We start from the raw sequence: 24543 nt of genomic DNA, 5'->3' as shown, positions 1-24543 counted from the left end.
CGAGTACACTTTTTTTTGTAGCAAGAAGACCGAATACACTAGTTATCGAGCCGAATACACCTATTGAAAATCTAATTTTTGGACCATTCTATGAAAATTAAAACACTCCTGTTTGCGCTAATTTGCGGAACAGTTATGACCAGCCTTTTCTCGTGCGAGAAGGCCAAAGACTTGATCCCTGGTGGGGACTTGTCGTTTAAGATTGAAGACAGCACCGTTACATCCAATAAGAACCTGGTATCTGGCTCTTTGTTGGACACACTGGGCGGATACATGCTGGTAGCTTCCGGATCTGGCAACAGTAAGTGGATTGGTACCATTAACGTATTCTTCCCTGAGAAGAAATTACAGGCGGGCACCTATTCTTCCGAAGCTACGCCGATGAATGCACTCGGTTGGGTAACGCTGCCGGATATGGACAGCTATTCGTCTTACAACAATGAAGCTTCCGTAGGCAGTGCGACGATTGTTATCACAAAGATCAGTAGCACCCATGCCGAAGGCACTTTTACAGGCACCCTGCTGAGTGACCTGGATCCCAGTGTAACCTTGCAGGTAACCGATGGAAAGTTTGATCTGACGATCACACCCTGAGCCATTTAACCTGACTCAAAATACTGCTGTATCGCTGCCGGGCACCGGTGCAGCTGCTGCAAAATAGCAATGAAATGACAGTTTAGTATCACACGGACTACGAAAACAGATGGTCATACCGAAATGGCCGACACCTACTGAAACGGAACCGGGCAGAGAGCTTACGCTCACTGCCCGGTTTCGTTTTTATGCGTTACTACTTATTTGATTTTGTATACTACACGCATCTCACCACGAATCTTGATCGTTTTTACGTCAATGTCAGATTGTGGAACAGCGTCGCCGGCCATGCGGGAATTGGCGAAAGCTACCATCGGGCGGGCGTCTGCATAGCTATCGGTAGGTATCTCCTGGATTTCCAGCACACCGTCCAGTTTTTCATCAGCAGCTGCTGCCAGGTATTCGGCTTTAGTTTTAGCGGCTTTGATCGCGTTTATTTTAACCTGCTTACGGTATTCTTCCATTTTGCTGTGGTTGAAAGAAGCAATGTTTACGCTTTCAATACCTTCTTCATCAACACCGGCCAGGACGCCATTGATCTTTTTCAGATCGGCCAGTTTGAGGCGGTATTGTTTGCGGGCCATAAATTCTTCTGTTACCTTTTTCTTTTTCCACCACTGTGTGCCGTTATAGCCATATACATTCTCGATAGTGAAGTTCTCTTTCGGAATACCGGCCGCCTGTACGGCTTTCTGGAGCTGGGCTTCAAGGGTAGAAATATCTACCTTGGCAGTTTTGGTTTTCATGTACTCTCGCAGGGAGATATTGAAATAGATCTCATCGGGTGTGATCTCGATTTCGGCCGATGCATTTACTTCAATCTTTTTTACCGGCGGGGTGTTGGTAATAGTCTGAGCGCTTGCTGTCATGGTCATAACTAATCCGGTTAGTGCTAAAATCAACTTTTTCATGGTTTCTCTTTTTGTTTTCGTAATCAGGATGCGGTGAAATATCCTGATTCCATAACTTGTTTTAGACTTTAACGTTCTTTAACATTTTATGTTACAAACATAAATGTATTTGTGATGATATTATATTTCCGTACATCCCCTGCATCAATCAGTTAATCGATAAAATATAGTATTTTCCTTGCCTGTTTCCGGCCAAATTTATGCCAGCTGCGTTTGTTGCTAATGTTCAGAGCTCTACCATTAATCACAGTACTACTTTTTTGTGCACAGTTATGCCTGGCGCAGAACAACTATATATTAAACGGCAGCGCGCAGCAAAAGAGCTGCAACTGTTACCAGTTAACGGCCGACCAGGGCAACCAGAGCGGCACCGCCTGGAACCGGAACAAGATCAGCCTTACCAACTCCTTTGTATATACGTTCGATGTAAACCTCGGGTGCAAAGACAACAACGGAGCGGATGGCATCGGGTTCATCCTGCAAACGCAGGGCACCAGCCTGGGCGCGAGTGGCCAGGGGATTGGTTTTGCAGGGGTAAGTCCGTCAGTCGGTATATTGATCGATACCTGGCAGAATAACAATGAAAGCGATCCGCCGTACGACCACGTAGCCATACAGATTAACGGCGTATCCAACCACTCCGACACCGCCCACAACCTGGCAGGCCCGGTTACGGCCTTGCCCAACAGTGATAATATCGAAGATTGCAACTGGCATATCTTCAAAGTATCCTGGGATGCGGCTACACAGCTGCTCACCGTCGATATGGACGGCGTAAACCGCCTGTCCCTCACCAAAGACCTCGTTACCGACGTGTTCAACGGCGACCCCATGGTATATTGGGGTTTCGCAGGCTCCACCGGTGGCTCCTCCAACCTGCAGCAATTCTGCGCGGCACTTCGTCCACAATTCGCGAGCGGACAAACGATCTTCTGCGAGGGTACACCCGTGCAACTATACGATAATTCCAGTTCATTCGGCAGCATTACCCGCTGGTTCTGGGATTTAGGCGACGGCACCACTTACCTGAGTACCGACCCGGCTACACCTAATCCACCTATTCATAACTATCAGCCAGGCATATACGATGTTAAACTGGTTATTCAGGACAACAGCGGATGCATATCCGATACGCTACGGCAGCAGGTAACGCTGGGCACTTATCCGGTTCCGGACTTTAATGCACCGGCGCTGTTATGTGACGGTAATGCGTCGCTGTTCCAGGATGCCTCTACTGTGAGAGTGGGTACAATCAACCGGTGGGCATGGGATTTCGATAACGGACAAACGTCCACCCGGCCGTCGGCCAACATCAATTATGCGGAGGGGCAATACACGGTACAATTAACCGTAACCACCGCGGAAGGTTGCAGCGCGAGTACGACCAAAACATTAGATGTACTGCCTGCACCCAATGTTGCCATCGCGGCCACGCCGGCCGTCTGTTTGGGTGAAGCCACGGCGTTTACAGGCAGCAGCCTCGACGCATCCGCACCGGTCATCAACTGGACCTGGGACCTCGGCGATCAGCAAACCAGCCAGTCAGCCGCCTTCGATCATACTTATGCTTCGGGCGGACAATTCACCGTACGCTTATTCGGCACCAGTGCTAACGGCTGCCCCTCGCCTACCGCTACGGCCACCGTACGCGTAGTAGACGTGGCCGCTCATGCCGGCCGCGATACATTGATCGCTGTTGGCCAACCATTGCAGCTGGCGGGCCAGGGCGGCAGTTCATTCGTATGGACGCCATCCACCGGGTTAAATAACCCACTGGTCGCAAACCCGGTAGCGACGCTGAATGCAGATCAAACATACATCCTAACTTCTTCCACGGCGGAGGGCTGCGTAGACAGGGACACGATCAATATCAAAGTATATAGCGGCCCTGAGTTTTGGGTGCCATCGGGCTTTACGCCGAATAACGATGGAGTGAACGACCTCTTTCGCGTGATTGCTGCAGGCATTCCGAGAATTGATTACTTGCGGGTGTTCGACCGTTGGGGCGGACAAGTATTTTACACCAACCAGTTATCCGTACCCTGGGACGGTACCATGAACGGGCGGCCTATGCCGATCGGCACTTACGTGTGGACGATCAGCGGGAAAGATTATACCGGTAAACTCGTAGAGCGGAAAGGAACGATAACCCTTATCAGGTAACGCTACGCGCCCACCTTCGCATCCTGGCTCTTCACAATCCCATCGAGGAAGCGGAATAATTGCTCCATACTCTTCACACGCTCCACCACCAGCATAAAGTTTTTACCTACCTGTTTCAGGCGTGCATTATTTGTGCGGGTTTGAATGTAGTTGAGTAAGTGATTGAAAGTAACCGATTCAAAGTAAGGCGAATCCGGGTTGTTGATGAAGTAACAACGAAGTTTTTCATCTTTCAGGATCATCTTTTCAAAACCTAAACGGATCGCCATCCAGCGGCAGCGGATGGTGGTGAACAAATCTGCTACCGGTGCGGGGATTGGGCCGAAACGGTCGACCAGGTCTTTCTCAAAGGCCTGCAGTTTATCTTCGAGCGTAATGTTATCCAATTCCTGGTAAAGGTTCAGGCGTTCCTGGATGCTTTCGATATACGAATCGGGGATCAGTATTTCCAGGTCGGTATCGATGGTACAATCGCTGATGTAGTCTTTCTTTTCTTCCAGTTGATCTTTGAACAGATCTTTGAAGTCTGTTTGTTTCAGTTCGCGGATCGCTTCGTCCAGGATTTTTTGGTACATATCGAAGCCTATCTCGGCGATGAAACCACTTTGTTCGCCGCCGAGTAAGTTACCGGCACCACGAATGTCGAGGTCGCGCATCGCGATCTGGAAACCGCTGCCCAGCTCACTGTGCTGCTCGAGCGTTTGCAGGCGTTTGCGGCTGTCGGCCGGCAAGGTGCTTACCGGTGGCGCCAGCAGGTAACAGAACGCCTTCTTGTTACTCCTGCCCACACGGCCGCGCAGCTGGTGAAGGTCGCTGAGGCCGAAGTGATGCGCGTTATTAATGATGATCGTATTCGCATTGGAAATATCCACCCCACTCTCCACGATGTTGGTACACACCAGCACATCGTACTCACGGTCAATAAAGTTGAGGATTACTTCTTCCAGCTTATGCCCTTCCATTTGACCATGCGCCGTTGCAATAGACAAGTCCGGGCACAACTCCTGGATGAGGCCTGCCATTTCTCGCAAACCATTCACCCGGTTATGAATGAAGTACACCTGTCCCCCGCGCTCTGTTTCATAATAGATGGCATCACGGATCAGTTCAGGATTGAAAACGTGTACCTCTGTTTCTATCGACTGCCTGTTTGGCGGCGGTGTATTGATAACGGAAAGGTCACGCGCACCCATCAGCGAGAACTGCAGCGTACGAGGGATAGGCGTGGCCGTTAAAGTCAGCGTATCTACATTCACTTTCCACTGCTTCAGTTTTTCTTTGGAGGTAACACCGAACTTTTGTTCCTCATCCACCACCAGTACGCCCAGGTCTTTGAACTTCACATCCTTGCTTAACAGGGCATGCGTACCAATGATGATGTCGATCTTACCTTCTGCCAGTCTTTGCAACGTTTCCTTTTTCTCCTTCGCGGATTTGAAACGATTGAGATAGTCGACCGTACAGGGAAAATCTTTCAGTCGCTCAGAAAATGTTTTGTAGTGCTGGAAGGCCAGGATGGTCGTTGGCACGAGTACCGCAGCCTGTTTGCCATCGACGATCGTCTTAAACGCCGTACGCACCGCCACCTCCGTTTTACCGAAGCCTACGTCGCCACAAACCAGGCGGTCCATCGGCGCACCGCTTTCCATGTCACGCTTCACATCAGCAGTGGCCTTGCTTTGGTCCGGCGTATCTTCATAAATGAAAGATGCCTCCAGCTCCGTTTGCAAATACGTATCCGGTGAATGCGCAAAGCCTTGCTGGGCCTTACGTGCCGCATACAAGCGGATCAGGTCTTTTGCGATATCTTTTACCTGTGTTTTGGCTTTTTCCTTCAGTTTATCCCAGGCATCGCTGCCCAGTTTATTCACTTTCGGTACTACGCCTTCTTTGCCGGAGTACTTGCTGATCTTGTGTAACGAGTTAATGTTCACATACAGCAGGTCACTATTTTTGTAGATGATGCGGATCGCCTCCTGCATCTTCCCGTTTACTTCTATTTTTTGCAGTCCGCTATACACGCCCACCCCATGATCGATGTGCGTAACGAAGTCGCCGGATTGCAGCTCCTTCAACGTTTTTAAAGTGATGGCCTTGTTTTTATTGTAGGCCTGTTTCACTTTGTACTTATGGAAACGCTGGAAGATCTGGTGATCGGTATAGCAAAGTATTTTCAGGTCGGTGTCGATGAAGCCGGAGCTGATCGGTGTGGGGATGGGATAGAAAACGAAATCCGCTTTCAGGTCTTCGAAAATACTGCGCAGCCTTTCCAGCTGGCGTGGATTTTCGGCAAAAATGAAAATCGTTTGTTTGGCCGCGTTATGCTGCGCCAGGTCTTTGATCAGCATTTCGAACTGTCGGTTAAACACCGGTTGCTGCTGCGTGTTGAAATGAATCACTTCGGGAGTAAGGGCCGCATCTTCAAAATTGAATTTAGGGCCGATCACGATGTTATGCCTTTGCTGGAGCTGTTGCATGAGGGTAGTACCAGGTACAAAATCCTGCTCCGTCATTTCCAGCTCTTCGTCCTCGCTCACTTTCACTTTTTGACCGGTTTGCAGCCAGTCGTGGAAACGTTGTTCCATTTGCTGCACTACTTCCAGCACATAAGCCGGGTCTTTCATCCAGATGACCGTATTGTCGGGCAGGAAGTCGGGCAGCGAGGTCTTATTATGCTCCACCGCGTGGGTGTCCATATTGGCGATGAGCGTTACCTGCATGAGTTTTCGTTCGCTCAGCTGGGTTTCTGCATCGAATATGCGGATGGAATCAATTTCGTCGCCGAACAGCTCGAAGCGGTACGGCTTGTCGTTACCAAAGGAATAGATATCAACGATACCGCCACGCACCGCATACTGGCCGGGTTCGTACACGAAGTCGCTGTGTTCGAAGCCCCATTGCACCAGTTTTTCCAGCAGGGAATCCACTTTGAGGGATTCGCCTACCTTGAGTTGTACCATGTTGGCGGTAAACGAAGTATTGCCGGCCACCTTTTCCCAGAGGGCTTCCGGGTAGGTAACCAGTACTTTTTTATGAACAGACGGGCCGGAGAACTTCATAAGCGCTTCCGTACGCAACATACTATGGCTGCTGTTCAGTTCCGAGAACTGGCCGGTCTTTTTAAACGAATCGGGGAAGTAAAAGATATCCAGCGCCTGGCTGAGGTGCTCCAGGTCGTTATGGAAATAAGCGGCTTCTTCCTTATCATTGAGAATGAAGAGGTGATTCGCATCGGAACCTGTCCAGGCACTGGTTGCAACGAAGTTAACAGCGCTGCCGGTAAGCCCGGTGAGGTGAAAATACTGGGGAACGGGCAATGAAAGTCCTGTCGCCAGCTTACGCAGGCGGGGGTCCCGTTCATACATCTGTAGTACTGCCTGTAGATTCATGAAGGATGCAAAGATACGATGATTGCAAAAAAAACCGTCACACGGATTTTAGTTATATTTATATAAACTCCGCGTTATGTTGGACCAATGGTATACCGGCATCGTAACCCGCATTCTCCAGGAAACCGCCAACACGCGGCGCTTCTGGATCAAAATGCCCGAACTGGGGCGTTTCGACTTCAAACCTGGTCAGTTCGTCACCCTCGACCTTCCCATTCACGAGAAGAAAAACAAGCGCTGGCGCAGCTATTCGATCGCCTCCCACCCCAATGGCACCAACGAGATTGAGCTGGTGATCGTACTGCTGGAAGGCGGTGCTGGCACCACTTACCTGTTTAACGAGGTGCGCGAAGGCAGCGAACTTACGGTCAGTAAGCCACAGGGCGCGTTCACCTTACCCGAGCAGCCGGACCGTGACCTCTTCCTGGTGTGTACGGGTACGGGCATTGCGCCGTTCCGGTCCATGGTCCACTATTTACATTTGCATCAAATTCCGCACCCGCCTATTTACCTGGTGTTTGGCACGCGTACCGAGCAAGACCTGCTGTACGCCGATGAAATGCGGTGCCTGGCCCGCGAAATGCCTGGTTTTACTTACCTACCCACCCTTAGCCGCGATGAAAACCCCGACTGGTGGGGACAAAGAGGCTATGTGCATGCCGTGTACGAGTCATTACTGGCGGACAAACGCCCCGCCCATTTCTTCCTCTGCGGCTGGAAGGCCATGATCGACGAGGCAAAGCAGCGCATCCAGGCGATGGGTTATGATCGCAAGGATATTCATCTGGAACTTTACGGTTGAGCCTTCTTCAGCCCCCGTTGCTCCCTTCAACCGTATTCCGCTGATGAGCCCATTGCAAGTGTAAAACTTAATCGGGTTTATCTTACCTGGGTGTAAACCTATTTTAGGACGTGACAGTTTTACTGCTGCTTCGGGTTGTTGACAGCAAGGATCCTCGAAGGATCCACGAAGGATGGAGCTATAACTCCCCCGTTTGACGAAACTTTTCGCGGCGGGTTACTTCGCGTTCGCTGATTTCGCCCATTTCGAAAGTGCCCGTTTGCACCGGGCCGTCGGGTACGAGGCTGGCGATAATGACGCCCGTGGTGGCCACTACGCTGTTAATTAACTTCCAATGGCCCGATGGCGTGCCGCCGTCGAACAGCTTTTTACCCTGGCCGAGGGTGACGGGGAATGTCCAGGTGTGGAGTTCGTCGACGAGGTTTTCTGCGAGGAGGGTTTGCAGGAGTACGGAGCTGCCGTCGACAAATAAGTCGGGGCCGGGCTGCGATTTCAGTTCCTTTATGGCGGCTACCACGTCGCCGCTGATGAGGACGGAGTTTTGCCAGGACAGGTCGACGGGCTTCGTGGCGACTACATACTTGGTGATGCGGTCGAATACTTCGGAGATGGGCTCCTCCTTTTGATAAGGCCAGTGGGCGGCGAAAATCTCGTAGGTGCGGCGCCCCAGCAGGAGGTCGTAGGGGCGGTCGCGGATTTGTTCCATGGTTTGGCCCATGATCTCGTCCCAACAAAGAGCGGACCAGCCACCCAGTTTAAACCCGCCTGAAGGATCTTCCTGAGGGCCACCGGGAGCTTGCATGACGCCGTCCAGGCTGATGAAGGCGTTAACGATTATCTTTCTCATAATGTACGTTTCTCACAAAGCTACCTACCATAATCGTTCCGGGGGCGGTGTGGCTGTGACAAACAGGCGGCATTTTGCGACAGGTAGCGGTGTGCAGCTGAAGGGTGCGACGCAACGGGGGCTGGGGAGGGGAAGGAGAAGATGACTACATGAAAAAGGGCCACAACGTTACGCTGCAGCCCATTCAAAAATATTGAGACCGTAATTAACGGATCGCTTTTAACACGAGGTCGCGTACCTGCGACATGGGGATGCGCTCCTGTTCCATGCTGTCGCGGTGGCGGATGGTCACAGTGCCGTCTTCTTTAGTCTGGTGATCGACGGTGATGCAGAACGGCGTACCGATGGCATCCTGGCGGCGGTAACGTTTACCGATGCTGTCTTTCTCCTCATAGTAAGTGTAGAAGTCCTGTTTGCACTCGTTGATCAGTTCGCGGGCGAGTTCGGGCAGACCATCTTTTTTGGTGAGCGGGAACACGGCCAGTTTGATCGGCGCGAGTTTCGGCGGGAACTTCAGTACCACGCGGCTGTCGGCTTTATCATCCTTAGTGAGGTCCTGCTCTTCGTAGGCTTCACTAAGTACCATTAACACCGTACGATCCAAACCAATAGAGGTTTCGATCACGTAAGGCACGTAGTTCTGGTTGATCTCCGGATCGAAGTACTGCATCTTTTTGCCGGAGAACTCCTGGTGGCGTTTCAGGTCAAAATCGGTGCGCGAGTGCACGCCTTCCACTTCTTTGAAACCGATCGGGAAGTTGTATTCGATATCGCAGGCGGCATCGGCATAGTGCGCCAGCTTAATGTGATCATGGAACTTGTATTTGTCGGCGGCGATACCCAGGCCGAGGTGCCATTTCATACGCTCTTCCTTCCAGTATTCGTACCACTCTTTTTGTGTTCCAGGGCGTACGAAGAACTGCATTTCCATCTGCTCAAATTCACGCATACGGAATACGAACTGGCGGGCCACGATCTCGTTACGGAAAGCTTTACCTACCTGCGCGATGCCGAACGGTATTTTCATACGGCCGGTTTTCTGCACGTTGAGGAAGTTCACGAAAATACCCTGCGCCGTTTCCGGGCGAAGATAGATTTCGCTGGCCTCGTCGGACACGCTGCCCAGCTGGGTGCTGAACATGAGGTTGAACTGGCGAACATCCGTCCAGTTAGTTGTGCCGCTTACGCCACATTTAATATTGTTATTGATGATGAGGTCGCGCAGACCAGCATAATCGTCGTTTTTGAGGAGGTTATCCATCTGCTCCAGCAGGGCTTCGCCGGCAGCTTTGTCCAGCGTTTCCACATGTGCTTCGATGAGGTGATCGACGCGGTAGCGTTTTTTGCTATCCTTGTTATCGATCATCGGGTCGGAGAAGTTGTCTACGTGCCCGGAAGCCTTCCAGGTGGTAGGGTGCATAAAGATGGCCGCATCGATGCCCACGATGTTCTCGTGCATCTGCGTCATGCTTTTCCACCAGTATTCACGGATGTTTCGTTTCAGCTCGGAGCCGTACTGGCCATAATCGTATACCGCGCTTAAACCGTCATATATTTCGCTCGACTGGAAAATGAAGCCGTATTCTTTACAGTGCGATATGATTGCCTGGAATTTATTTTGATCAGTTGCCATATTGCGCAAATATAAATTCCAAATTCGAAAGTACGCATCGATTTATTTTACCTTATGTTTAAGCCGAAGGATCAGACCTTACGCGCGGCAGTTTTCTTTTCGTCCATCACGCCTTCGGAAGCCACTTCTACCTGCCTTACCCAAATGGCGTAGTCGTTCGGCTCTATCTCGCAACCCTTTTTCTCTACCCATGACCGGGTAAATTCTGCCCCAAAATAGAGGATGGCGGAGGAATAATACACCCAAAGCAGGATGATTACGATAGAACCGGCAGCACCATAAGTAGAACCTACCTTGGACGTACCCAGGTAAAATCCGATCGCGAACTTACCGAGCATAAACAGCACGGCGGTGGCTACAGCGCCTACCAGCACGTGCTTCCATTGAATTTTAGCGTCGGGGAGTACTTTGAAGATGATAGCAAAAAGAAGAGAAATCACAATAAGCGTGATGACGATATTAGCGATGTAGATGATGACCACTTCTGCTTCGGGGAAGAAAGAGAACAACTGGGCGCTCATCACTTCCATAAGCGTGTTAAGTGCCAGCGACACCAGCAGGATGAAGCCAAGACTGATGACCAGTGAGAAAGACAACAGCCTGTTAATGATAATCTTCAGGAAACCTTTCTTGGGCTTGGCTTTGAGGCGCCAAATCGTGTTGATCGAGTCCTGTATTTCGCCAAACACACCGGTGGCACCAACAATAAGTGTCACGAAACCGATGATCGTGGCCCAGCTAACATTCTCGGAGAGCCAGGCGTTGCTGATCATTTGCTGAATCTGCGCAGCGGCTTCCGGCCCTACCATGCCTTGTATTTCGTTGAACAACTTGCCTTCTATGGCTTCGCGGCCCAGGAAAATATCGCAAAGGAAGATCACGATGATCATCATCGGCGCGATAGAAAATACCGTATAATACGCCAGGGCGGCGCTCATCTTTAGCACCTTGTCTCCCATAAAATCGGTTGCCGCCTGCTTCAGGACCTGCCAGTAGAATTTAAGATTGGTTCGCTGCTTCATAACCGAAGCGTATCAAGGCGCGTGCCGTTTACTTCAGCTTTTCATTGTCGCGGTGACGGTTGGCATCACGAATATTCTTCTTATCGAAATTCTTTTCCAGGGCGGTGGTGAGATCTATACCTGTCTGATTACTAAGGCAAAGTACTACCCACAGCACGTCCGCCAGCTCATCGGCCAGGTCTTTATTTTTATCCGATTCTTTAAAGGATTGATCGCCGTATTGGCGCGAAATGATACGGGCCACCTCTCCCACTTCTTCTGTAAGGATAGCCATGTTCGTGAGTTCTGAAAAGTACCGTACGCCGGTGGTATTGATCCAGGCGTCTACCCGCTCCTGGGCTTCTTTGATCGTCATCTTTTCCGCTGTTTAGTGCGGATAAAGATAAAAGAAAAACCTCCACAGCGCGGGCCCGGCGGTTTAAGTAAAGATATTGCTGTTGTTAGTAAGGCAATTTGATAGTGGGATAAGGCTTGCAGTCTACGCAGGCCGAGCCGCCTTCTACAGTGATCTTCTTCACCCGGCCGTAACAATTCATCGGGCTGGTGAGTTCGAACGATACCACATGCACGGTAGCCTTACCGTTACGCGTTACCGAAACACTAAAGATATTTTTTGGCATTCTTACCTGCGGGATGGTCACGAACGGACTATCTCCCAGTGTGCGCACGCCTACTTTATGATAACTGCTTAACGCATTGTTAATGTTAACGCTATCCGGCGAGAATTTGGCATCCGGGCCATACACCAGGTTTTTGCCATCCGCGCCGGTGAGCACCACTTTGTAAGGCCAAAGATCGGTGGGGCAAGCGCCGTCGCCGGGATAATCTTTATCGCGGTCGCAGGCGGCCAGGGACAGTACGCCAAGGGCAAGTATAACGGGAAGTTTGCGCATAAGAAGAACTTTGGTTTACGGGAGGAGCGCTGCGTGCGCCGCTGTATGTATATCGGTGCTGTACGGCGAAAGGTTACAGCTACTCCTTATTTTTTGTGTCGATGATGATGGTTACCGGACCGTCGTTGAGCAGCGACACCTGCATATCGGACCCAAACGTGCCCGTACCGATGGCTTTACCGAGGTCGGCCTCCAGGCGGGCGATCGTTTTTTCATACAGGGGGATGGCGATTTCCGGCTTGCTGGCGCGCAGATAAGAGGGGCGGTTGCCTTTTTTCGTGGCGGCGTGCAGGGTAAACTGGCTGACGAGCAGCACCTCGCCGTTCACTTCTTTCACGCTCCGGTTCATGACCCCGGCCTCGTCTGCAAACACCCGCAGGTTCACGATTTTGTTGCTCAGCCAATCGACGTCTTCCTGGGCGTCGGCGTCTTCGATGCCGAGCAGCACCAGCAATCCCTGACCGATGGCCGACTTCTCCTTTCCCCCAATAACAACCGACGCATGTGTAACCCGTTGAATCACTGCTCTCATAAATGTTTATTTTTGCCGGATAAAGATAGTTTTATGAACCAACATATCGACATCACCCCCGAGCTGACTTTTAAGACGGCGCGTAGCGGGGGCAAAGGCGGACAGAACGTGAACAAGGTCGAAACCATGGTGGAGGCTTACTTTAACATACTGGCCTCCCTCCGCCTGGGCGTGGAGCAAAAGGCGCTGTTGAAGGACAAGCTGGCCAATAAGATTAACAGCGATGGCCTGCTCATGGTGAAGTCCCAGACCGAGCGCACCCAACTGGGCAACAAAATCGAAGCCATTAAGAAGATTAACCGGCTTATTAATCAGGCGCTGACAGTCAGGAAAAAACGCGTTGCCACCAAACCCAGTGCGGCGGTAAAAGAAAAACGCATCCAACTGAAAAAACGCCTGTCTGAAAAGAAACAAAACCGGCGCGGCGATCAGTATTGATCGGCGCCGGACTTCCATCTATCCGGATTAATTCTATTTTTGTTCAAACTTATTTTCGTTGAGCAGTATTAAGAAACTTGCGGGACAAACCCTCATTTACGGCGTACCTACTATCCTTGGCCGCTTTTTGAACGTATTGATTGCCTTTGGCCTCACTTACCTGTTTAACAGCTCGTCCGACTTCGGGGATTACGCCCTGGTATACGCTTACGCTACCTTTCTCAACGTCATATTTACCTACGGCACCGAAACCTCATACTTCCGGTTTGCCCAGATGGACGAGTATAAGAATGACCTGTACTCGACTACACTCAGCTCGCTGATCGGCACCTCCGTGTTGTTTAGCGCCGCCATGATACTGGCTGCCGACTGGATCGCCAACTTCATGGGACTGGGCGCGCATCCCGAATATGTGATCTGTTTCGCCTTCATCATCGGCCTGGACGCGATCGCCACTATTCCTTTCGCCAAACTGCGTAAGGAAGGTAAACCGATGAAGTACGCGCTCATCAAGTTTACCAATATCGTGATCACGGTGGTGTGCACCCTGTATTTCGTGGGGCTTTGTCCGTGGTTGCAGCAACATCACCCGGACAGCGTTTTCCTTACTATCTATAATCCAAATATTTCCCAGGTGGGATACGCCTTCCTGTCGAACCTCATTGCCAGCGTGGCCACGTTGCTGATGTTGTTTAAGGAGCTGGCCCAGTTCCGTCCGAAATTTAACAGTGCGCTGTGGAAGCAGATGATGGTGTACTCGCTGCCGCTCGTGGTGGTGGGACTCGCCGGCATGGTGAACGAGACCCTCGACCGTGCGCTGCTGGGCAAATTGCTGCCTTACGATGAGGAGATGAATAAATCGATGGTGGGCGTATACAGTGCCAGCTACCGGATCGCGGCGCTCATTAACATCTTTATACAAATATTCCGCATGGGTGCCGAGCCGTTCTTCTTTAACGAGGCCAATAAAGGCGACGCGCCTAAGGTATATGCCAAGGTGATGTACTTTTTTACCATCATTTGCCTGGCGGTGTTCCTGTTCGTGGTATTATTTGCTGATACCATCTGGATCAACTTCCTGGTAGATAGCCGCGGCCACCCGGAATACCTGGCTGGTTTGCCGGTGATCCCGCTGCTGGCCTTCGGGTACGTGTGCCTGGGCATTTACTACAATCTCACCATTTGGTATAAACTGACGAACAAAACCCTTTTGGGTTCATACGTAACCGTTATTGGCGCGGTGATCACTGTCGTGCTGAACGTTTGGCTGATCCCGAAGATCGGCTTCGTGGGCAGCGCCTCGGCAACCCTGGCCTGTTACCTGGTGATGACGGTGATTACGTACTTCATGGGGCAGCGGTATTATTACGTGCCGTATAACGTGAAGGCTATTGGCAGCTACATTTTGCTGGCGGTGGGTATTTACGTGGCTTACTATTTCGGCACCGCGGCGCTGGAATCGGTGATGTTGAAGTTAGCTTGTGGTGCGGCGGGGCTGATGATTTACGTGGCGCTGGTGTGGAAGCGGGAAAAAGTTGGGTTGATGAACCTGGCGAGGCGGAAGGGATAGTGGTATTGGGGCTGCAACTCCCGGAGGTAGTAATGCACGTTTGTAAGTTATACCTCGGACAAGAGGTTCACAATGCACTGTTGTAAGGTTTCGCTACCTGACAAGGACGCTGCGATCACGGTTATAAGGTTTTACTACCCGGACAAGAGGGCAGCCAACGGTTGTAAGGCGTATACACCACCACTCCCGGTAGCGCATACCCCTCCGTTCACGTTTAATCCTTCAAAAACGGATTATTCACTTTCTCATACCCGATAGTCGTCGCCGGACCGTGCCCCGGGTATACTTTGACCTCATCCGGCAGGGTAAAGAGCCTGGTACGGATGGACCTTAGCAGCGCTTCGTGGTCGCAACCGGGAAGGTCGGTGCGGCCGATGCTCTGGTAAAATAGTACATCTCCCCCGATCACAAACTGTTGTGCAGCGCAGTAAAACACTACGTGCCCCGGTGCATGACCGGGCGTAAACAGTACTTCCAGCTCGTCATCCCCGAACCTGATCCGGTCGCCGTCCTCCAGGTAAGCCGATGGCATCACAGAGGGTTCGAACGGAATGTTGTACATGGCGCCTACCTGCGGCGAGCGGTCCAGCACCACCTGGTCGGCGGCATGAATCTCGAGGCCTACGTTGTAGGTACGGGCGACCAGGGTATTTCCCAAAATATGATCAATGTGGCAATGTGTATTCAGCAGCCGGGCAACCTTTAACCCACGGTTGGCGATATAATCCTGTAGTTCTGTGCGCTCATTCTCAAAATAACAGCCCGGGTCTATAATGATACAGTCGTTTTTATCGTTTATAAGCAGGTAAGTATTTTCCTGGAAAGGATTAAAAGTGAAATATTTGATTTCAATCATTGTTACCGTTTTTTAGCTAATTTTATTCCTGATACAATATTATCAATCTTTCTGTATGAACCGATTTATTACCAGGTTATTATTTTTATCCGGTATCCTATGTGGCCCGCTGATACTGAAAGCACAGACGAATACAGTAGAATTTGGACAGAACCGCGTACAGCATAAAAACTTCAAATGGCGTTTTTATACTACCCGCCACTTCTATACGTATTTCAGTCAGAATGGCCTGGAACTGGGTAAATATGTAGCCCAGGCTGCAGAAAGAGAACTGCCCCAGCTGGAGCAGTTCATGGAGTTTTCGTTCCGCCAGCGTGTAAACATTGTCGTGTATAACAGCTTCGGGGAGATGAAGCAATCCAACATCGGCATTGGGGTGGACTGGCAAAATACAGGTGGTGTAACCAAACTCGTAGGTAATAAACTGCTCGTATATTTCGATGGCAACCACGAAAACCTACGCAGGCAAATCCGCCAGGGTATTGCCCGCGTAATGCTGGAAACCTTGCTTTTCGGTGAGGATATCGGCGAGTTTGCCGGTAACGCGGTGCTGATCGACTTCCCTAACTGGTTTACAGATGGATTTATCGCCTATGCGGCGGAGAACTGGAATTCGCAGCTGGACGAGGAACTCAAGGTGGTACTGGCTTCGGGCCGGTATCGTTCGTTTAACCAGCTCGCATTTGAAAAACCGCTGCTGGCCGGGCAGGCGTTCTGGTATTATGTAGAAAGTAAATTTGGGAAGGACGCGGTGCCTTACCTGATGTATATTACCCGCATCAACCGCGGATTGAAAAAAGGGTTTGAGCAGGTATTGAGGATGACTCCCAAAGCGGCCATGAAGGATTTCATGGTCTTCAACACCCGCCGCTACCAGGAAGATAACCGCCGCCGCCGCCAGGTAACGCGTGGACAAAGCATCGTAGCACGCGAAATCACCTCTAACGCTGATTACTACCGCTTTGCGGCCAACCCGAAAAACAACTCTTACGCCGCTATCGAATACAAAAACGGCAAATACAAAGTACAGGTTCAGGTGGGTATTTACAGCACACCGAAAGTGATCCTGAAAAGCGGGGTGCGTATGATGTCCAACAAACTGGACCCGAACTATCCGCTGCTGGCCTGGAACCAGAAAGGTAATAAGCTCGCGGTAGCTTATGAGCACGAAGGCAAGTCTAAACTCATGATCTATGACCTGATCACCAAGATCAAGGTGATACAGGACCTTACGATGTTCGACCGCGTGGTGGATATGAAGTTTTTCTGGGAGCATGATAACTCGTTCCTCTTCTCGGCGATCAAAAACGGGCATACGGATATTTACACGTACAGCGCATCCAACTTCAAAACGGAGCAGGTGACCAATGACGTGTACGACGACCTGGACCCGTCGTTTGTGGCCTTCCCGGGTAAAAGTGGTATTATCTACTCCTCTAACCGTCCGTCGGCGAAAGCGCGTACAGCAGATACTGTATTGCCGCACGACCGCTACAATGTGTTCCTGATCGATAACTGGAACAAATCATCTGAAAAACAGATTTCACAACTTACTGATCTGAAGTATGGCAATGCCCGCTTCCCGGTGCAGTATAACACCACCCACTTCACGTTCGTATCCGATGCGAACGGTATCTCCAACCGTTATGCAGGCTTCTTCCGTACCGAAAGGGCGGGGGTCGACAGCGTTTACCAGGTGGGTGCTGAATTGCTGACCAACCCTGATCCAGAGGAGCTGGACTCCGCACTGCAGGCTTATGGCTCTACTGCGCCGGATACGGTGATGGCCATTTCCATTACGAAGGATTCGACCTACGTATTCCCGATCACCAACTACCAGTATGGCATCCAGGAATCGCGGGCTGCCGGCGACCAGGGCCAGGTGTCGGAAGTGGTGAGACTCGCGAACTTTAAACGCCTCTTCAAGCTGAAAGTAGATACGATCACCCTGCGTAAACGTAACGTGAATGCACGGCCTACCCGCTTCCGCGCGCAGCAGATGAAGGCGGACAGTATCGCAATGGGTATCCCGCTTTACTTCGAAAAGCAGGACACGACGCCCAAGTCTAACTTCTTCCAGAATGAGTTCGGCAACGAACCGGAAGACACCAGCACACCCGATGTAGCCTCCGTACCAGACATGCCTGTACTGGAAGAACCGCCGGTGCTGAAAAGCGCCAAACTATCGGCTTACCGCCTGAAGTTCTCCACGGATTACCTCGTGGCGCAGATCGATAACTCGGTACTGATTACCCGTTACCAACCTTTTACGGGCGGACCGTTCAGTCCCATCCGCCTGTCGGACCCGGTGAATGGTATGATACGCATCGGTGTGAGCGACCTGATGGAAGACTATAAATTTAATGGTGGTTTCCGTATACCAACGTCGCTTGACGGTAGTGAGTACTTCATCTCCGCATCATACCTGAAGCGTCGCTTCGACTATAAATTCACTTACTATCGCAAAGTGGACGAAGGCTCACTGCGCGATACCGTGAATGGTGTTAACTACCCCGCCAAGATCAGGACTAACCTGTACCAGGGCGAAGTGCGTTATCCGTTCGACCAGGCGCGCAGCATTCGTTTGCAGGTGGGTTGGCGTACAGACAGGCTGGTGATGCTGGCTAATGACGAACTGTCGCTTAAAACACCGGATGTGGAGGATAAGAGCATCCTCGCGCGTATCGAATACGTGTACGACAATACGATCAATCCGGCTATCAACATCTGGAACGGCACCCGTTATAAAGCTTATATCGATGTAAACTCATTGATCGATGGTGATTACAGCGCCATATCGAACGAGTTCGCTGCGAAGAACAAGTTTACATACAACATGGGGGTGGACATTCGTCACTACCATAAGATCTTCCGCAACTTCATATGGGCAACCCGCTTCTCTGCGGACGTATCGTGGGGCGGGCGTAAGATCCTGTACTACCTGGGTGGCGCGGACAATGAATTTAGTCCGAAGATCAACAGTAACAACCCGATCAATTACAATGCGAACTACGCGTTCCAGACGCTGAGCAATAACATGCGCGGTTACCGTCAGAATGCAAGGAACGGTAATAACGTGATGTTGCTTAATACCGAGTTGCGCCTGCCAGTGTTTACGACACTCATCGACAGGCCGATCAACTCTGCGTTCCTGCGCAACTTTATGTTCACCTCGTTCATCGACATCGGTACTGCGTGGTACGAAAAGCTGAAGTTTAAAGACGCGAACTATACGTACTTCTATAGCCCCGATGGTGTAGTTACCAGGGTGAAAGAAGGCTTCCTGGGACCGTTCGTGGGTGGTTACGGTTTTGGTGCGAGAACGACGATTGCGGGTTATTACCTGCGTGTAGACGCCGGCTGGCCGATGATCCGCTTCTTTAAAGGGAAGCCGGTTTGGGCCTTCGGTATGGGAGTTGACTTCTAACCAACAGATATAAAAGATAAATCCCGGGTCACATGCGGCCCGGGATTTTTTTTGCAGTATAATAAAGGATACTCATAAAACAGCCCATACAGAAAGTAAAGCCCCAGGCTCCCGGATACCGCGCCGGGTGAAACAAGATCCCCAGCAAATCGCTCAACACCGCGAGCGGACGCGTAAACAAATCCCAGCTGTTCCAACGTAAAAAACGGCCGATATACACACCAATCGCACATAACCAGATCACTGGCAGGTTAAACCCACGCAAGCCCGCATCGAAGCGTTGCTGTAACAATTGCTTCACCTGAGCCATTGACAAGTAACCCACCATCAAACCCGTAAAAGCAAACGAGCAAAGCAGGAACAAATCAAACCACTGCGGCACAGGGCCAAAAGGTTCAAGATGGAACAAATCCGTGATCATGTACGGAGCGTTGGGCAAAAACAGTATCCAGCAGCACAGGGTGGGAATGAGCAGCCACCAACGCTGTACCAGGGCGGGTATGCGGGCCATGGCATTACTGATTATAAAAGGTACGTATCCTAAAAAGAGATTCCACACCATAAAAAAGTAACCGGCATCGCGGGTGTAGGCCGTGCGTGCTGTTACGAGCAACAGGCAAAACGCGGCGCCAACACAGGTCATGTCGGTTAAAGTATATTTTCGTGTAAGCAGGTACGTTAACTGTCGTGCCTTCATAAAAATTCAGCTATTTTGGGTAAGAAAATAATACCACCGATCACCACGGCGGTGATGGCAGCAATAAGTACCGCCGCTGCTGCCACGTCCTTCACGAATTTCACCATAGTATGCCGCCCGGGCGCAACATGGTCCATTGCTTTTTCGATGGCTGTGTTAAGTATTTCGGTAATCCATACTAATCCCATCACCAGCACGAGCAAGCCCCATTCCATCAACCCGATATCAAAATAAAAACCTGCGGCAATGACCAATACAGTGGCTACCGCGTGAATGCGCCCGTTCGGCTCACTTTTAAGAAAAGCGACAATTCCGCTGAAGGCGTAGCCAAAACTTCGTACCCGGTTGCGAATGGTTTGTTTAAAAATGGACATACAAAAAGTATTAACAGCAAAGAACGTTGGGGCAGTCATTCAAAAAGGAACATGAAACGCCAGCCGTTCTCTCCCAGCAAATAGATAAAAACCATCCCTAAGATAAGCATCCCGTTGGCGGCTACCGCCATATTCCACCAGTTTTTGCGCACCATAAAACGCATCGAAATAAAATGCTGGTAAAAGGTGTATTCGCAGTGGGTAAAAGACAATACGTTAATGATGACCGCCAGCGTGGGCGCGAGTATTACCCATAAATTAAAGCCGAGGCCATAAGTGACCAGCCCCATACTCTCAGCCGCCGGTCCCGACCAGTCTGACAGAAAGGAATAGCCCATACCATACTTCAGTACGGTCATTAAGATCAGCCAGCCAGCTGGCAGTGTGAGTATAATTCCCAGCCACAAAGGCCAGCGGGAATTGGAGATCATTGTTTTCATCGTTGTTAGTTTTTTAGTTTGATCAATGCTGCAGCACTGGCTGGGGCGAATACCTGTCCGGCCCGTTCCTTACTTTGGACAGTATCGCCTCCAGCAGTGGCAGCATTTGGTTTAGATGGCGGTTCTTTATAATGAAGTTCCACAAGGGTTCAAATTTCTTCCAGCCACCAGCGTAAGCAAAGTGTTTCAGCTGGTGTTTGATATCGTCGTGTTGCAGCGAGGCGCGGGCAATGTTACTCCAGGAATAAAAAGATTTATAACTCCAGTCGTAGCCAGCCTTCAGCTGTTCGGCCGACAAGCCGCGGGTTTTGTAAACGACATTACGTGTATCGTACAAATCCCAGTTGCTGTGCAGCAAACGGCCTTCGGCCTGCATACTTTTATACAATCCAGTGCCCGGGTAAGGTGTGAGGATGTGAAACGTGCAGGTAGTAAGCCCCATTTGAACAGCCCAGTCCACCGTACGTTTAAACACATCCGGCCCATCTTCGTCCAGCCCGAACACGAAGCTGCCATTGATCATGATGCCAAGGTCGTGCAAGCGGCGGATCGCGGCGGCGTAATCCTTGCCCAGGTTTTGCTTTTTATTGCTTTGCAAAAGATTGCCCTGCGCCAGGGTTTCAAAACCTATGAACACACTGCGCATACCGGCTTCGGCCGCCTTCTCAATGAGGTCGCCGCGTAATATCGCATCCACCGTAGACGCGCCCTGGAACACGCGGTCCATACCTTTCATACCTTCGAAAAGTCCGGATGCAAAACGTTGGTTGCCCAACAGATGATCGTCGAGAAAATACAGGTGGCGCCCGGGGAGACGATCGATTTCAGACAATGCATCATCAACGGTCTGGGTGTAAAAAGATCGTCCCCCTTCAAAGAAGGCATCCTTGTAACAGAAGTCGCAGTGATGCGGGCAGCCACGGGTTACAACAATGGAATTAGGTACGAGATAATAGGAACGTTTAATCAGGTCGCGGCGAACTTTAGGTACTCCCTGCAACGTTCTGATGCGGGATACGTAGCGAGGTAGCGGCCTTTTGTTCCGGAAATCTTCCAGGAAGGCTGGGAAAATATCTTCTCCCGGTCCGATGAAAATACTGTCTGCATGCGGCATCGCCTCTTCCGGCAGGGATGTAACGTGCAGTCCGCCCAGGCAAACATAGCAGCCCTTTTTGCGGTAATGATCTGCCAGCGCATACGCCCGGTAAGCATTGGTGATGTACACCTGTATGATCACCAGTTCGGGCATATCGTCCGTCCTCAGCTCCTCCACATGCTCGTCCTGCAGGTCGATTTCATCGTCGGCCCTGCAATAACCGGCCAGCGTGGCCAATCCCAGGGGAGGGAACAACGAGTATTTGATAGGGCGCCAGTACGGGCTTTTTGCTTCTGTAAGCGCCGGCAGTATCATTTTAATTTTCATGATGCGGACTTATGAGGGTTATTGAGAAATAGTTGGGGCAGATAATTTTTCCCAGCGGATGCGGCGGCTGATGAACATCACGACAGCGAGTGTAACGAACAAGCCGATGCTGCCCATTAACAGCGCCTGATCTTCAGAACGAATGATCACGTACAGGAAGGCATACAAACCGCCCAATGCGCCACCGATCACCAGGCCGGTGCGGGTGTTCTTAAATACGCTTGACAAGTAAAACGTGATCAACCCTACCGTCATAGTCGCAGCGATAGCATACGCGATGGTGAAATTCAGCTGCTCGGAAATCGCGATCAGCAGGGTATAGAAAATACACAACGCCAGGCCGATGAGCATGTACTGTAACGGATGCACTGCGCGGCCCTGCAACAGTTCGATGAAGTAGAACAAAAGGAACGTGAGACCGATGATGAGTACGGAGTATTTTACCGAACGGAGTGACTGCTGGTACGTATCGATGGCAGGAAAGAGTTTCACAGTGATGTCGGAAGAATTGATTTTTATGTTGTTACCCGTCCATTCCTGTGGGAAAGTGCGGCCAATGCCGAGCGTTTCCCATTTTGCCACGAAGCCCGAGTCTTTACCGATGCTGTGCGTTTCAGGCAGTACGGCGCCGTCGAAGCTGGGCGTTCTCCAGTTCGAGCGAACCGATACTTTCGTATTTGCACCTAACGGCGAGCAGCTGAATTGCTCAGAGCCGCGCAGGGCAAGGTTCAGGCTGAAGGTGTGGCCCGAATCGTCAGGCTGCAATGACATCTTTGCGTGAATACCGCTGGACAATACCTCTGAATTAGGCAAACCAGGTATAAACTTGATGTCGCGGCCGTCCCAGCTGGCTTTCAACTCCTTATTAATACCCCGCAGGTCGGTGATGCCTACGGCCAGGAAGGCGTCGTTGAGCGACAATGTATCTGCACCGAGGCTTAAACCTTCTGTAGACAAGGGTTTAAACCGGCCGTTCAGTTTGATATTGGAGTTATAAACCGCGATATTGTAAATTCCCCGCTGCCTGTTTTCCGAAACGAGGTCGCCGTCGACGTTTAGTTCCTCGGGGAGGAAGTAGGCATAATTAACTGCATTTCCCTTTTTGTAAGGCACCACCAGTACAGGGCCGGTTACCGTTTGTGCCTGTCCCCACTTGCCGCTTACTTCTCTAATCGCCTCCTCCTGGCGATAGGATCGCTCGCGGATCATAGCCTCCGTCATGGCAAGGGGAACCAGTAATACCACGATCATGATCAGTATGAGAGCGGCTTTGATGATATAAGCGTAACGTTTAACCCATGATTCTTCCATAAAAAGTGTTTTAATCGTGTTTATGTTGATGATGAAAAAAAAGACATAGCTCCGCCAGGCGCTGTTTGCGGCTTGTTTTGCTACACCCGTTCGAACCCGTCGGGCATGGCAATGTCAGTCACATTACTGCGTTAGTTTTTTGCCGCCTGGCCTCCTTTTTACTTAACTAAAAGCACTTTGCGTTTCAAAGTGTAAGGACAAAAAAAATTTACTGTGAAAACTTGATCATTTGCTCCAAGGCGGCGATGTGCCCTTTAAAGGCCTTCTCTCCTGCTTTGGTAATAGAATATGTAGTATTTGTTTTACGACCGATAAAACCTTTATGCACTTTCAGGAACCCGTTTTCCTCCAGCGTGCTGAGGTGCGACGCCAGGTTGCCGTCTGTTACCTCCAACACTTCTTTGAGATCATTGAAGTTTACTTCTTCATTGACCATCAGAACGCTCATCACGCCGAGGCGGATGCGGCTTTCGAAAATCTTATTTAGGTTACCGATCGGATTCATTGCTTCGCTTTAATTGCTCCCTGCTACTTTTCGGACACGAATTTCCATAATCTTCTCCGGATTAAGAAACCTTCGTACCACGCTCATATTTCCACCACATGGATGTGCCGTACACGATATGTAGTACCCCAAACCCAAGCACCCAGAAATACAGGCCATACCGTACCGCGAAGAGATTAACGATCCCCAGCGCGATTTCCACCAATCCCAGGTAGCGGATGTCGGACAAAGTGTACTTACTGGCGTTGACCAGGGCCAGACCGTAAAAAATGAGGCACACAGGAGCGATCAGCACCGGTACTTCATTATACAGCGAGCCCATAACGAACGCGCCGCCGGCTACCAATGGTATCGCCAGGTTAACCAGCACTTTGCGTGCCACCCCATCCCAAATCGCCTCCCCGTTCCTGCGGGCGCGGCGCCAGGTAAGGTAGCAGCCTGCGGTAAGCGCTATCACCAACACTGCGAGCGCCAGCACCATTAACTTCACCTTCAGGTGCAGAAAGTCCTGGCGGCTGTGGTTACCCAACACGTCCCACTGGTAATAATAATCCCGGATAAGCACGAACGCTACCGCACCTCCTGCTATGGCAGCCGCGCCGGCAATTATGCCGCTGAGGCCACTCAGGGATATAAACCTGGTAGAGCGCTCCATCATCCGTTTGATGTCGGTGAGGGTATCTAGGTGTTGTTGCTCGTTCATAAGTAAAGCACTT

22 protein-coding genes are annotated in these 24543 nt (G+C 50.8%); 6 read left to right on the top strand and 16 right to left on the bottom strand.

The features are described 5' to 3' along the window. Positions 1-135: 135 nt before the first annotated feature. Entirely contained in the window at positions 136-594 is a 459-nt protein-coding gene (locus MKQ68_RS23860; protein WP_264281252.1) for a hypothetical protein, read from the top strand. A 200-nt stretch (positions 595-794) separates the two neighbouring features. On the opposite strand, the gene MKQ68_RS23855 is transcribed toward MKQ68_RS23860, so the two are convergent. Next, a complete protein-coding gene (locus tag MKQ68_RS23855) occupies positions 795-1469 on the bottom strand; it encodes an SIMPL domain-containing protein (protein ID WP_264281251.1) in 675 nt (224 codons plus the stop codon). Between the two features lie 258 nt (positions 1470-1727). On the opposite strand from MKQ68_RS23855, the gene MKQ68_RS23850 reads away from it, so the two are divergent. After that, positions 1728-3668, top strand: coding sequence for a lectin-like domain-containing protein (locus tag MKQ68_RS23850; RefSeq protein ID WP_264281250.1), 1941 nt, complete (start codon positions 1728-1730; stop codon positions 3666-3668). A gap of 2 nt (positions 3669-3670) precedes the next feature. On the opposite strand, the gene mfd is transcribed toward MKQ68_RS23850, so the two are convergent. After that, positions 3671-7057, bottom strand: coding sequence for a transcription-repair coupling factor (mfd, locus tag MKQ68_RS23845; protein WP_264281249.1), 3387 nt, complete (start codon positions 7055-7057; stop codon positions 3671-3673). A 76-nt stretch (positions 7058-7133) separates the two neighbouring features. Here mfd and MKQ68_RS23840 point away from each other — a divergent pair, with 76 nt between their 5' ends. Next, entirely contained in the window at positions 7134-7859 is a 726-nt protein-coding gene (locus MKQ68_RS23840; protein WP_264281248.1) for a ferredoxin--NADP reductase, read from the top strand. A 178-nt stretch (positions 7860-8037) separates the two neighbouring features. On the opposite strand, the gene MKQ68_RS23835 is transcribed toward MKQ68_RS23840, so the two are convergent. The 6 genes from MKQ68_RS23835 to dtd form a co-directional block, all read right to left on the bottom strand. Continuing rightward, positions 8038-8706, bottom strand: coding sequence for a dihydrofolate reductase family protein (locus MKQ68_RS23835; RefSeq protein WP_264281247.1), 669 nt, complete (start codon positions 8704-8706; stop codon positions 8038-8040). 205 nt (positions 8707-8911) lie between these two features. Next, positions 8912-10339 carry a glycine--tRNA ligase gene (locus MKQ68_RS23830; RefSeq protein WP_264281246.1) on the bottom strand — a complete coding sequence of 476 codons (1428 nt, stop codon included), beginning with the start codon at positions 10337-10339 and terminating at the stop codon, positions 8912-8914. A gap of 71 nt (positions 10340-10410) precedes the next feature. Then, entirely contained in the window at positions 10411-11361 is a 951-nt protein-coding gene (locus MKQ68_RS23825; RefSeq protein ID WP_264281245.1) for a YihY/virulence factor BrkB family protein, read from the bottom strand. 28 nt (positions 11362-11389) lie between these two features. Then, positions 11390-11716 carry a nucleotide pyrophosphohydrolase gene (locus MKQ68_RS23820; RefSeq protein WP_264281244.1) on the bottom strand — a complete coding sequence of 109 codons (327 nt, stop codon included), beginning with the start codon at positions 11714-11716 and terminating at the stop codon, positions 11390-11392. Between the two features lie 85 nt (positions 11717-11801). Then, positions 11802-12254 (bottom strand): hypothetical protein, encoded by a 453-nt coding sequence (locus tag MKQ68_RS23815; RefSeq protein WP_264281243.1) that lies wholly within the window; start codon positions 12252-12254, stop codon positions 11802-11804. A gap of 79 nt (positions 12255-12333) precedes the next feature. Then, positions 12334-12786, bottom strand: coding sequence for a D-aminoacyl-tRNA deacylase (gene dtd, locus MKQ68_RS23810; protein WP_264281242.1), 453 nt, complete (start codon positions 12784-12786; stop codon positions 12334-12336). Between the two features lie 33 nt (positions 12787-12819). Here dtd and arfB point away from each other — a divergent pair, with 33 nt between their 5' ends. Continuing rightward, complete coding sequence (arfB, locus tag MKQ68_RS23805; RefSeq protein ID WP_432803730.1) at positions 12820-13224, top strand: alternative ribosome rescue aminoacyl-tRNA hydrolase ArfB; 405 nt, start codon at positions 12820-12822, stop codon at positions 13222-13224. Positions 13225-13282: 58 nt separating this feature from the next. Next, the gene (locus tag MKQ68_RS23800) at positions 13283-14794 is read left to right on the top strand and encodes an oligosaccharide flippase family protein (protein WP_264281241.1); all 1512 of its coding nucleotides are present in this window, start codon (positions 13283-13285) and stop codon (positions 14792-14794) included. A gap of 214 nt (positions 14795-15008) precedes the next feature. Here the strand turns inward: MKQ68_RS23800 and MKQ68_RS23795 are convergent, their stop codons facing one another. Then, a complete protein-coding gene (locus MKQ68_RS23795; RefSeq protein WP_264281240.1) occupies positions 15009-15650 on the bottom strand; it encodes an MBL fold metallo-hydrolase in 642 nt (213 codons plus the stop codon). Between the two features lie 55 nt (positions 15651-15705). On the opposite strand from MKQ68_RS23795, the gene MKQ68_RS23790 reads away from it, so the two are divergent. Further along, positions 15706-19077: a hypothetical protein gene (locus MKQ68_RS23790; RefSeq protein ID WP_264281239.1), complete on the top strand. Its 3372-nt coding sequence runs from the start codon at positions 15706-15708 to the stop codon at positions 19075-19077. A 28-nt stretch (positions 19078-19105) separates the two neighbouring features. Here the strand turns inward: MKQ68_RS23790 and MKQ68_RS23785 are convergent, their stop codons facing one another. From MKQ68_RS23785 to MKQ68_RS23755, 7 genes are all read right to left on the bottom strand, one after another. After that, positions 19106-19774: a DUF1361 domain-containing protein gene (locus MKQ68_RS23785; RefSeq protein ID WP_264281238.1), complete on the bottom strand. Its 669-nt coding sequence runs from the start codon at positions 19772-19774 to the stop codon at positions 19106-19108. Beyond that, positions 19771-20148, bottom strand: a complete 378-nt coding sequence (locus MKQ68_RS23780) for a diacylglycerol kinase (protein ID WP_264281237.1) — start codon at positions 20146-20148, stop codon at positions 19771-19773. The genes MKQ68_RS23785 and MKQ68_RS23780 overlap by 4 nt, the downstream gene beginning before the upstream one ends. A 35-nt stretch (positions 20149-20183) precedes the next feature. After that, positions 20184-20588: a hypothetical protein gene (locus MKQ68_RS23775; protein WP_244836809.1), complete on the bottom strand. Its 405-nt coding sequence runs from the start codon at positions 20586-20588 to the stop codon at positions 20184-20186. Positions 20589-20610: 22 nt separating this feature from the next. Further along, on the bottom strand, positions 20611-22011 hold the full coding sequence (locus MKQ68_RS23770; protein WP_264281236.1) for a B12-binding domain-containing radical SAM protein: 1401 nt from the start codon (positions 22009-22011) through the stop codon (positions 20611-20613). An 18-nt stretch (positions 22012-22029) separates the two neighbouring features. Beyond that, positions 22030-23322 carry a cell envelope integrity protein CreD gene (gene creD, locus MKQ68_RS23765; RefSeq protein ID WP_244836805.1) on the bottom strand — a complete coding sequence of 431 codons (1293 nt, stop codon included), beginning with the start codon at positions 23320-23322 and terminating at the stop codon, positions 22030-22032. A gap of 208 nt (positions 23323-23530) precedes the next feature. Next, entirely contained in the window at positions 23531-23827 is a 297-nt protein-coding gene (locus MKQ68_RS23760) for a winged helix-turn-helix domain-containing protein (protein WP_244836804.1), read from the bottom strand. Between the two features lie 61 nt (positions 23828-23888). Further along, positions 23889-24530, bottom strand: a complete 642-nt coding sequence (locus MKQ68_RS23755) for a hypothetical protein (protein WP_264281235.1) — start codon at positions 24528-24530, stop codon at positions 23889-23891. Positions 24531-24543 lie beyond the last annotated feature (13 nt).

This window comes from Chitinophaga horti, assembly GCF_022867795.2.
GTDB classification, from domain to species: Bacteria; Bacteroidota; Bacteroidia; order Chitinophagales; family Chitinophagaceae; genus Chitinophaga; species Chitinophaga horti.
Note: the sequence above shows the minus strand (reverse complement) of the source record. Positions and strands in the feature narration are given on the sequence as shown.

What these genes read in the sequence shown, in the direction of transcription:
- MKQ68_RS23860 (WP_264281252.1), top strand. Translation starts at nt 136, where the DNA reads ATGACCAGCCTTTTCTCGTGCGAGAAGGCCAAAGACTTGATCCCTGGT.
- MKQ68_RS23855 (WP_264281251.1), bottom strand. Translation starts at nt 1,469, where the DNA reads ATGACCATGACAGCAAGCGCTCAGACTATTACCAACACCCCGCCGGTA.
- MKQ68_RS23850 (WP_264281250.1), top strand. Translation starts at nt 1,728, where the DNA reads ATGTTCAGAGCTCTACCATTAATCACAGTACTACTTTTTTGTGCACAG.
- mfd (WP_264281249.1), bottom strand. Translation starts at nt 7,057, where the DNA reads ATGAATCTACAGGCAGTACTACAGATGTATGAACGGGACCCCCGCCTG.
- MKQ68_RS23840 (WP_264281248.1), top strand. Translation starts at nt 7,134, where the DNA reads ATGTTGGACCAATGGTATACCGGCATCGTAACCCGCATTCTCCAGGAA.
- MKQ68_RS23835 (WP_264281247.1), bottom strand. Translation starts at nt 8,706, where the DNA reads ATGAGAAAGATAATCGTTAACGCCTTCATCAGCCTGGACGGCGTCATG.
- MKQ68_RS23830 (WP_264281246.1), bottom strand. Translation starts at nt 10,339, where the DNA reads ATGGCAACTGATCAAAATAAATTCCAGGCAATCATATCGCACTGTAAA.
- MKQ68_RS23825 (WP_264281245.1), bottom strand. Translation starts at nt 11,361, where the DNA reads ATGAAGCAGCGAACCAATCTTAAATTCTACTGGCAGGTCCTGAAGCAG.
- MKQ68_RS23820 (WP_264281244.1), bottom strand. Translation starts at nt 11,716, where the DNA reads ATGACGATCAAAGAAGCCCAGGAGCGGGTAGACGCCTGGATCAATACC.
- MKQ68_RS23815 (WP_264281243.1), bottom strand. Translation starts at nt 12,254, where the DNA reads ATGCGCAAACTTCCCGTTATACTTGCCCTTGGCGTACTGTCCCTGGCC.
- dtd (WP_264281242.1), bottom strand. Translation starts at nt 12,786, where the DNA reads ATGAGAGCAGTGATTCAACGGGTTACACATGCGTCGGTTGTTATTGGG.
- arfB (WP_432803730.1), top strand. Translation starts at nt 12,820, where the DNA reads ATGAACCAACATATCGACATCACCCCCGAGCTGACTTTTAAGACGGCG.
- MKQ68_RS23795 (WP_264281240.1), bottom strand. Translation starts at nt 15,650, where the DNA reads ATGATTGAAATCAAATATTTCACTTTTAATCCTTTCCAGGAAAATACT.
- MKQ68_RS23790 (WP_264281239.1), top strand. Translation starts at nt 15,706, where the DNA reads ATGAACCGATTTATTACCAGGTTATTATTTTTATCCGGTATCCTATGT.
- MKQ68_RS23785 (WP_264281238.1), bottom strand. Translation starts at nt 19,774, where the DNA reads ATGAAGGCACGACAGTTAACGTACCTGCTTACACGAAAATATACTTTA.
- MKQ68_RS23780 (WP_264281237.1), bottom strand. Translation starts at nt 20,148, where the DNA reads ATGTCCATTTTTAAACAAACCATTCGCAACCGGGTACGAAGTTTTGGC.
- MKQ68_RS23775 (WP_244836809.1), bottom strand. Translation starts at nt 20,588, where the DNA reads ATGAAAACAATGATCTCCAATTCCCGCTGGCCTTTGTGGCTGGGAATT.
- MKQ68_RS23770 (WP_264281236.1), bottom strand. Translation starts at nt 22,011, where the DNA reads ATGAAAATTAAAATGATACTGCCGGCGCTTACAGAAGCAAAAAGCCCG.
- creD (WP_244836805.1), bottom strand. Translation starts at nt 23,322, where the DNA reads ATGGAAGAATCATGGGTTAAACGTTACGCTTATATCATCAAAGCCGCT.
- MKQ68_RS23760 (WP_244836804.1), bottom strand. Translation starts at nt 23,827, where the DNA reads ATGAATCCGATCGGTAACCTAAATAAGATTTTCGAAAGCCGCATCCGC.
- MKQ68_RS23755 (WP_264281235.1), bottom strand. Translation starts at nt 24,530, where the DNA reads ATGAACGAGCAACAACACCTAGATACCCTCACCGACATCAAACGGATG.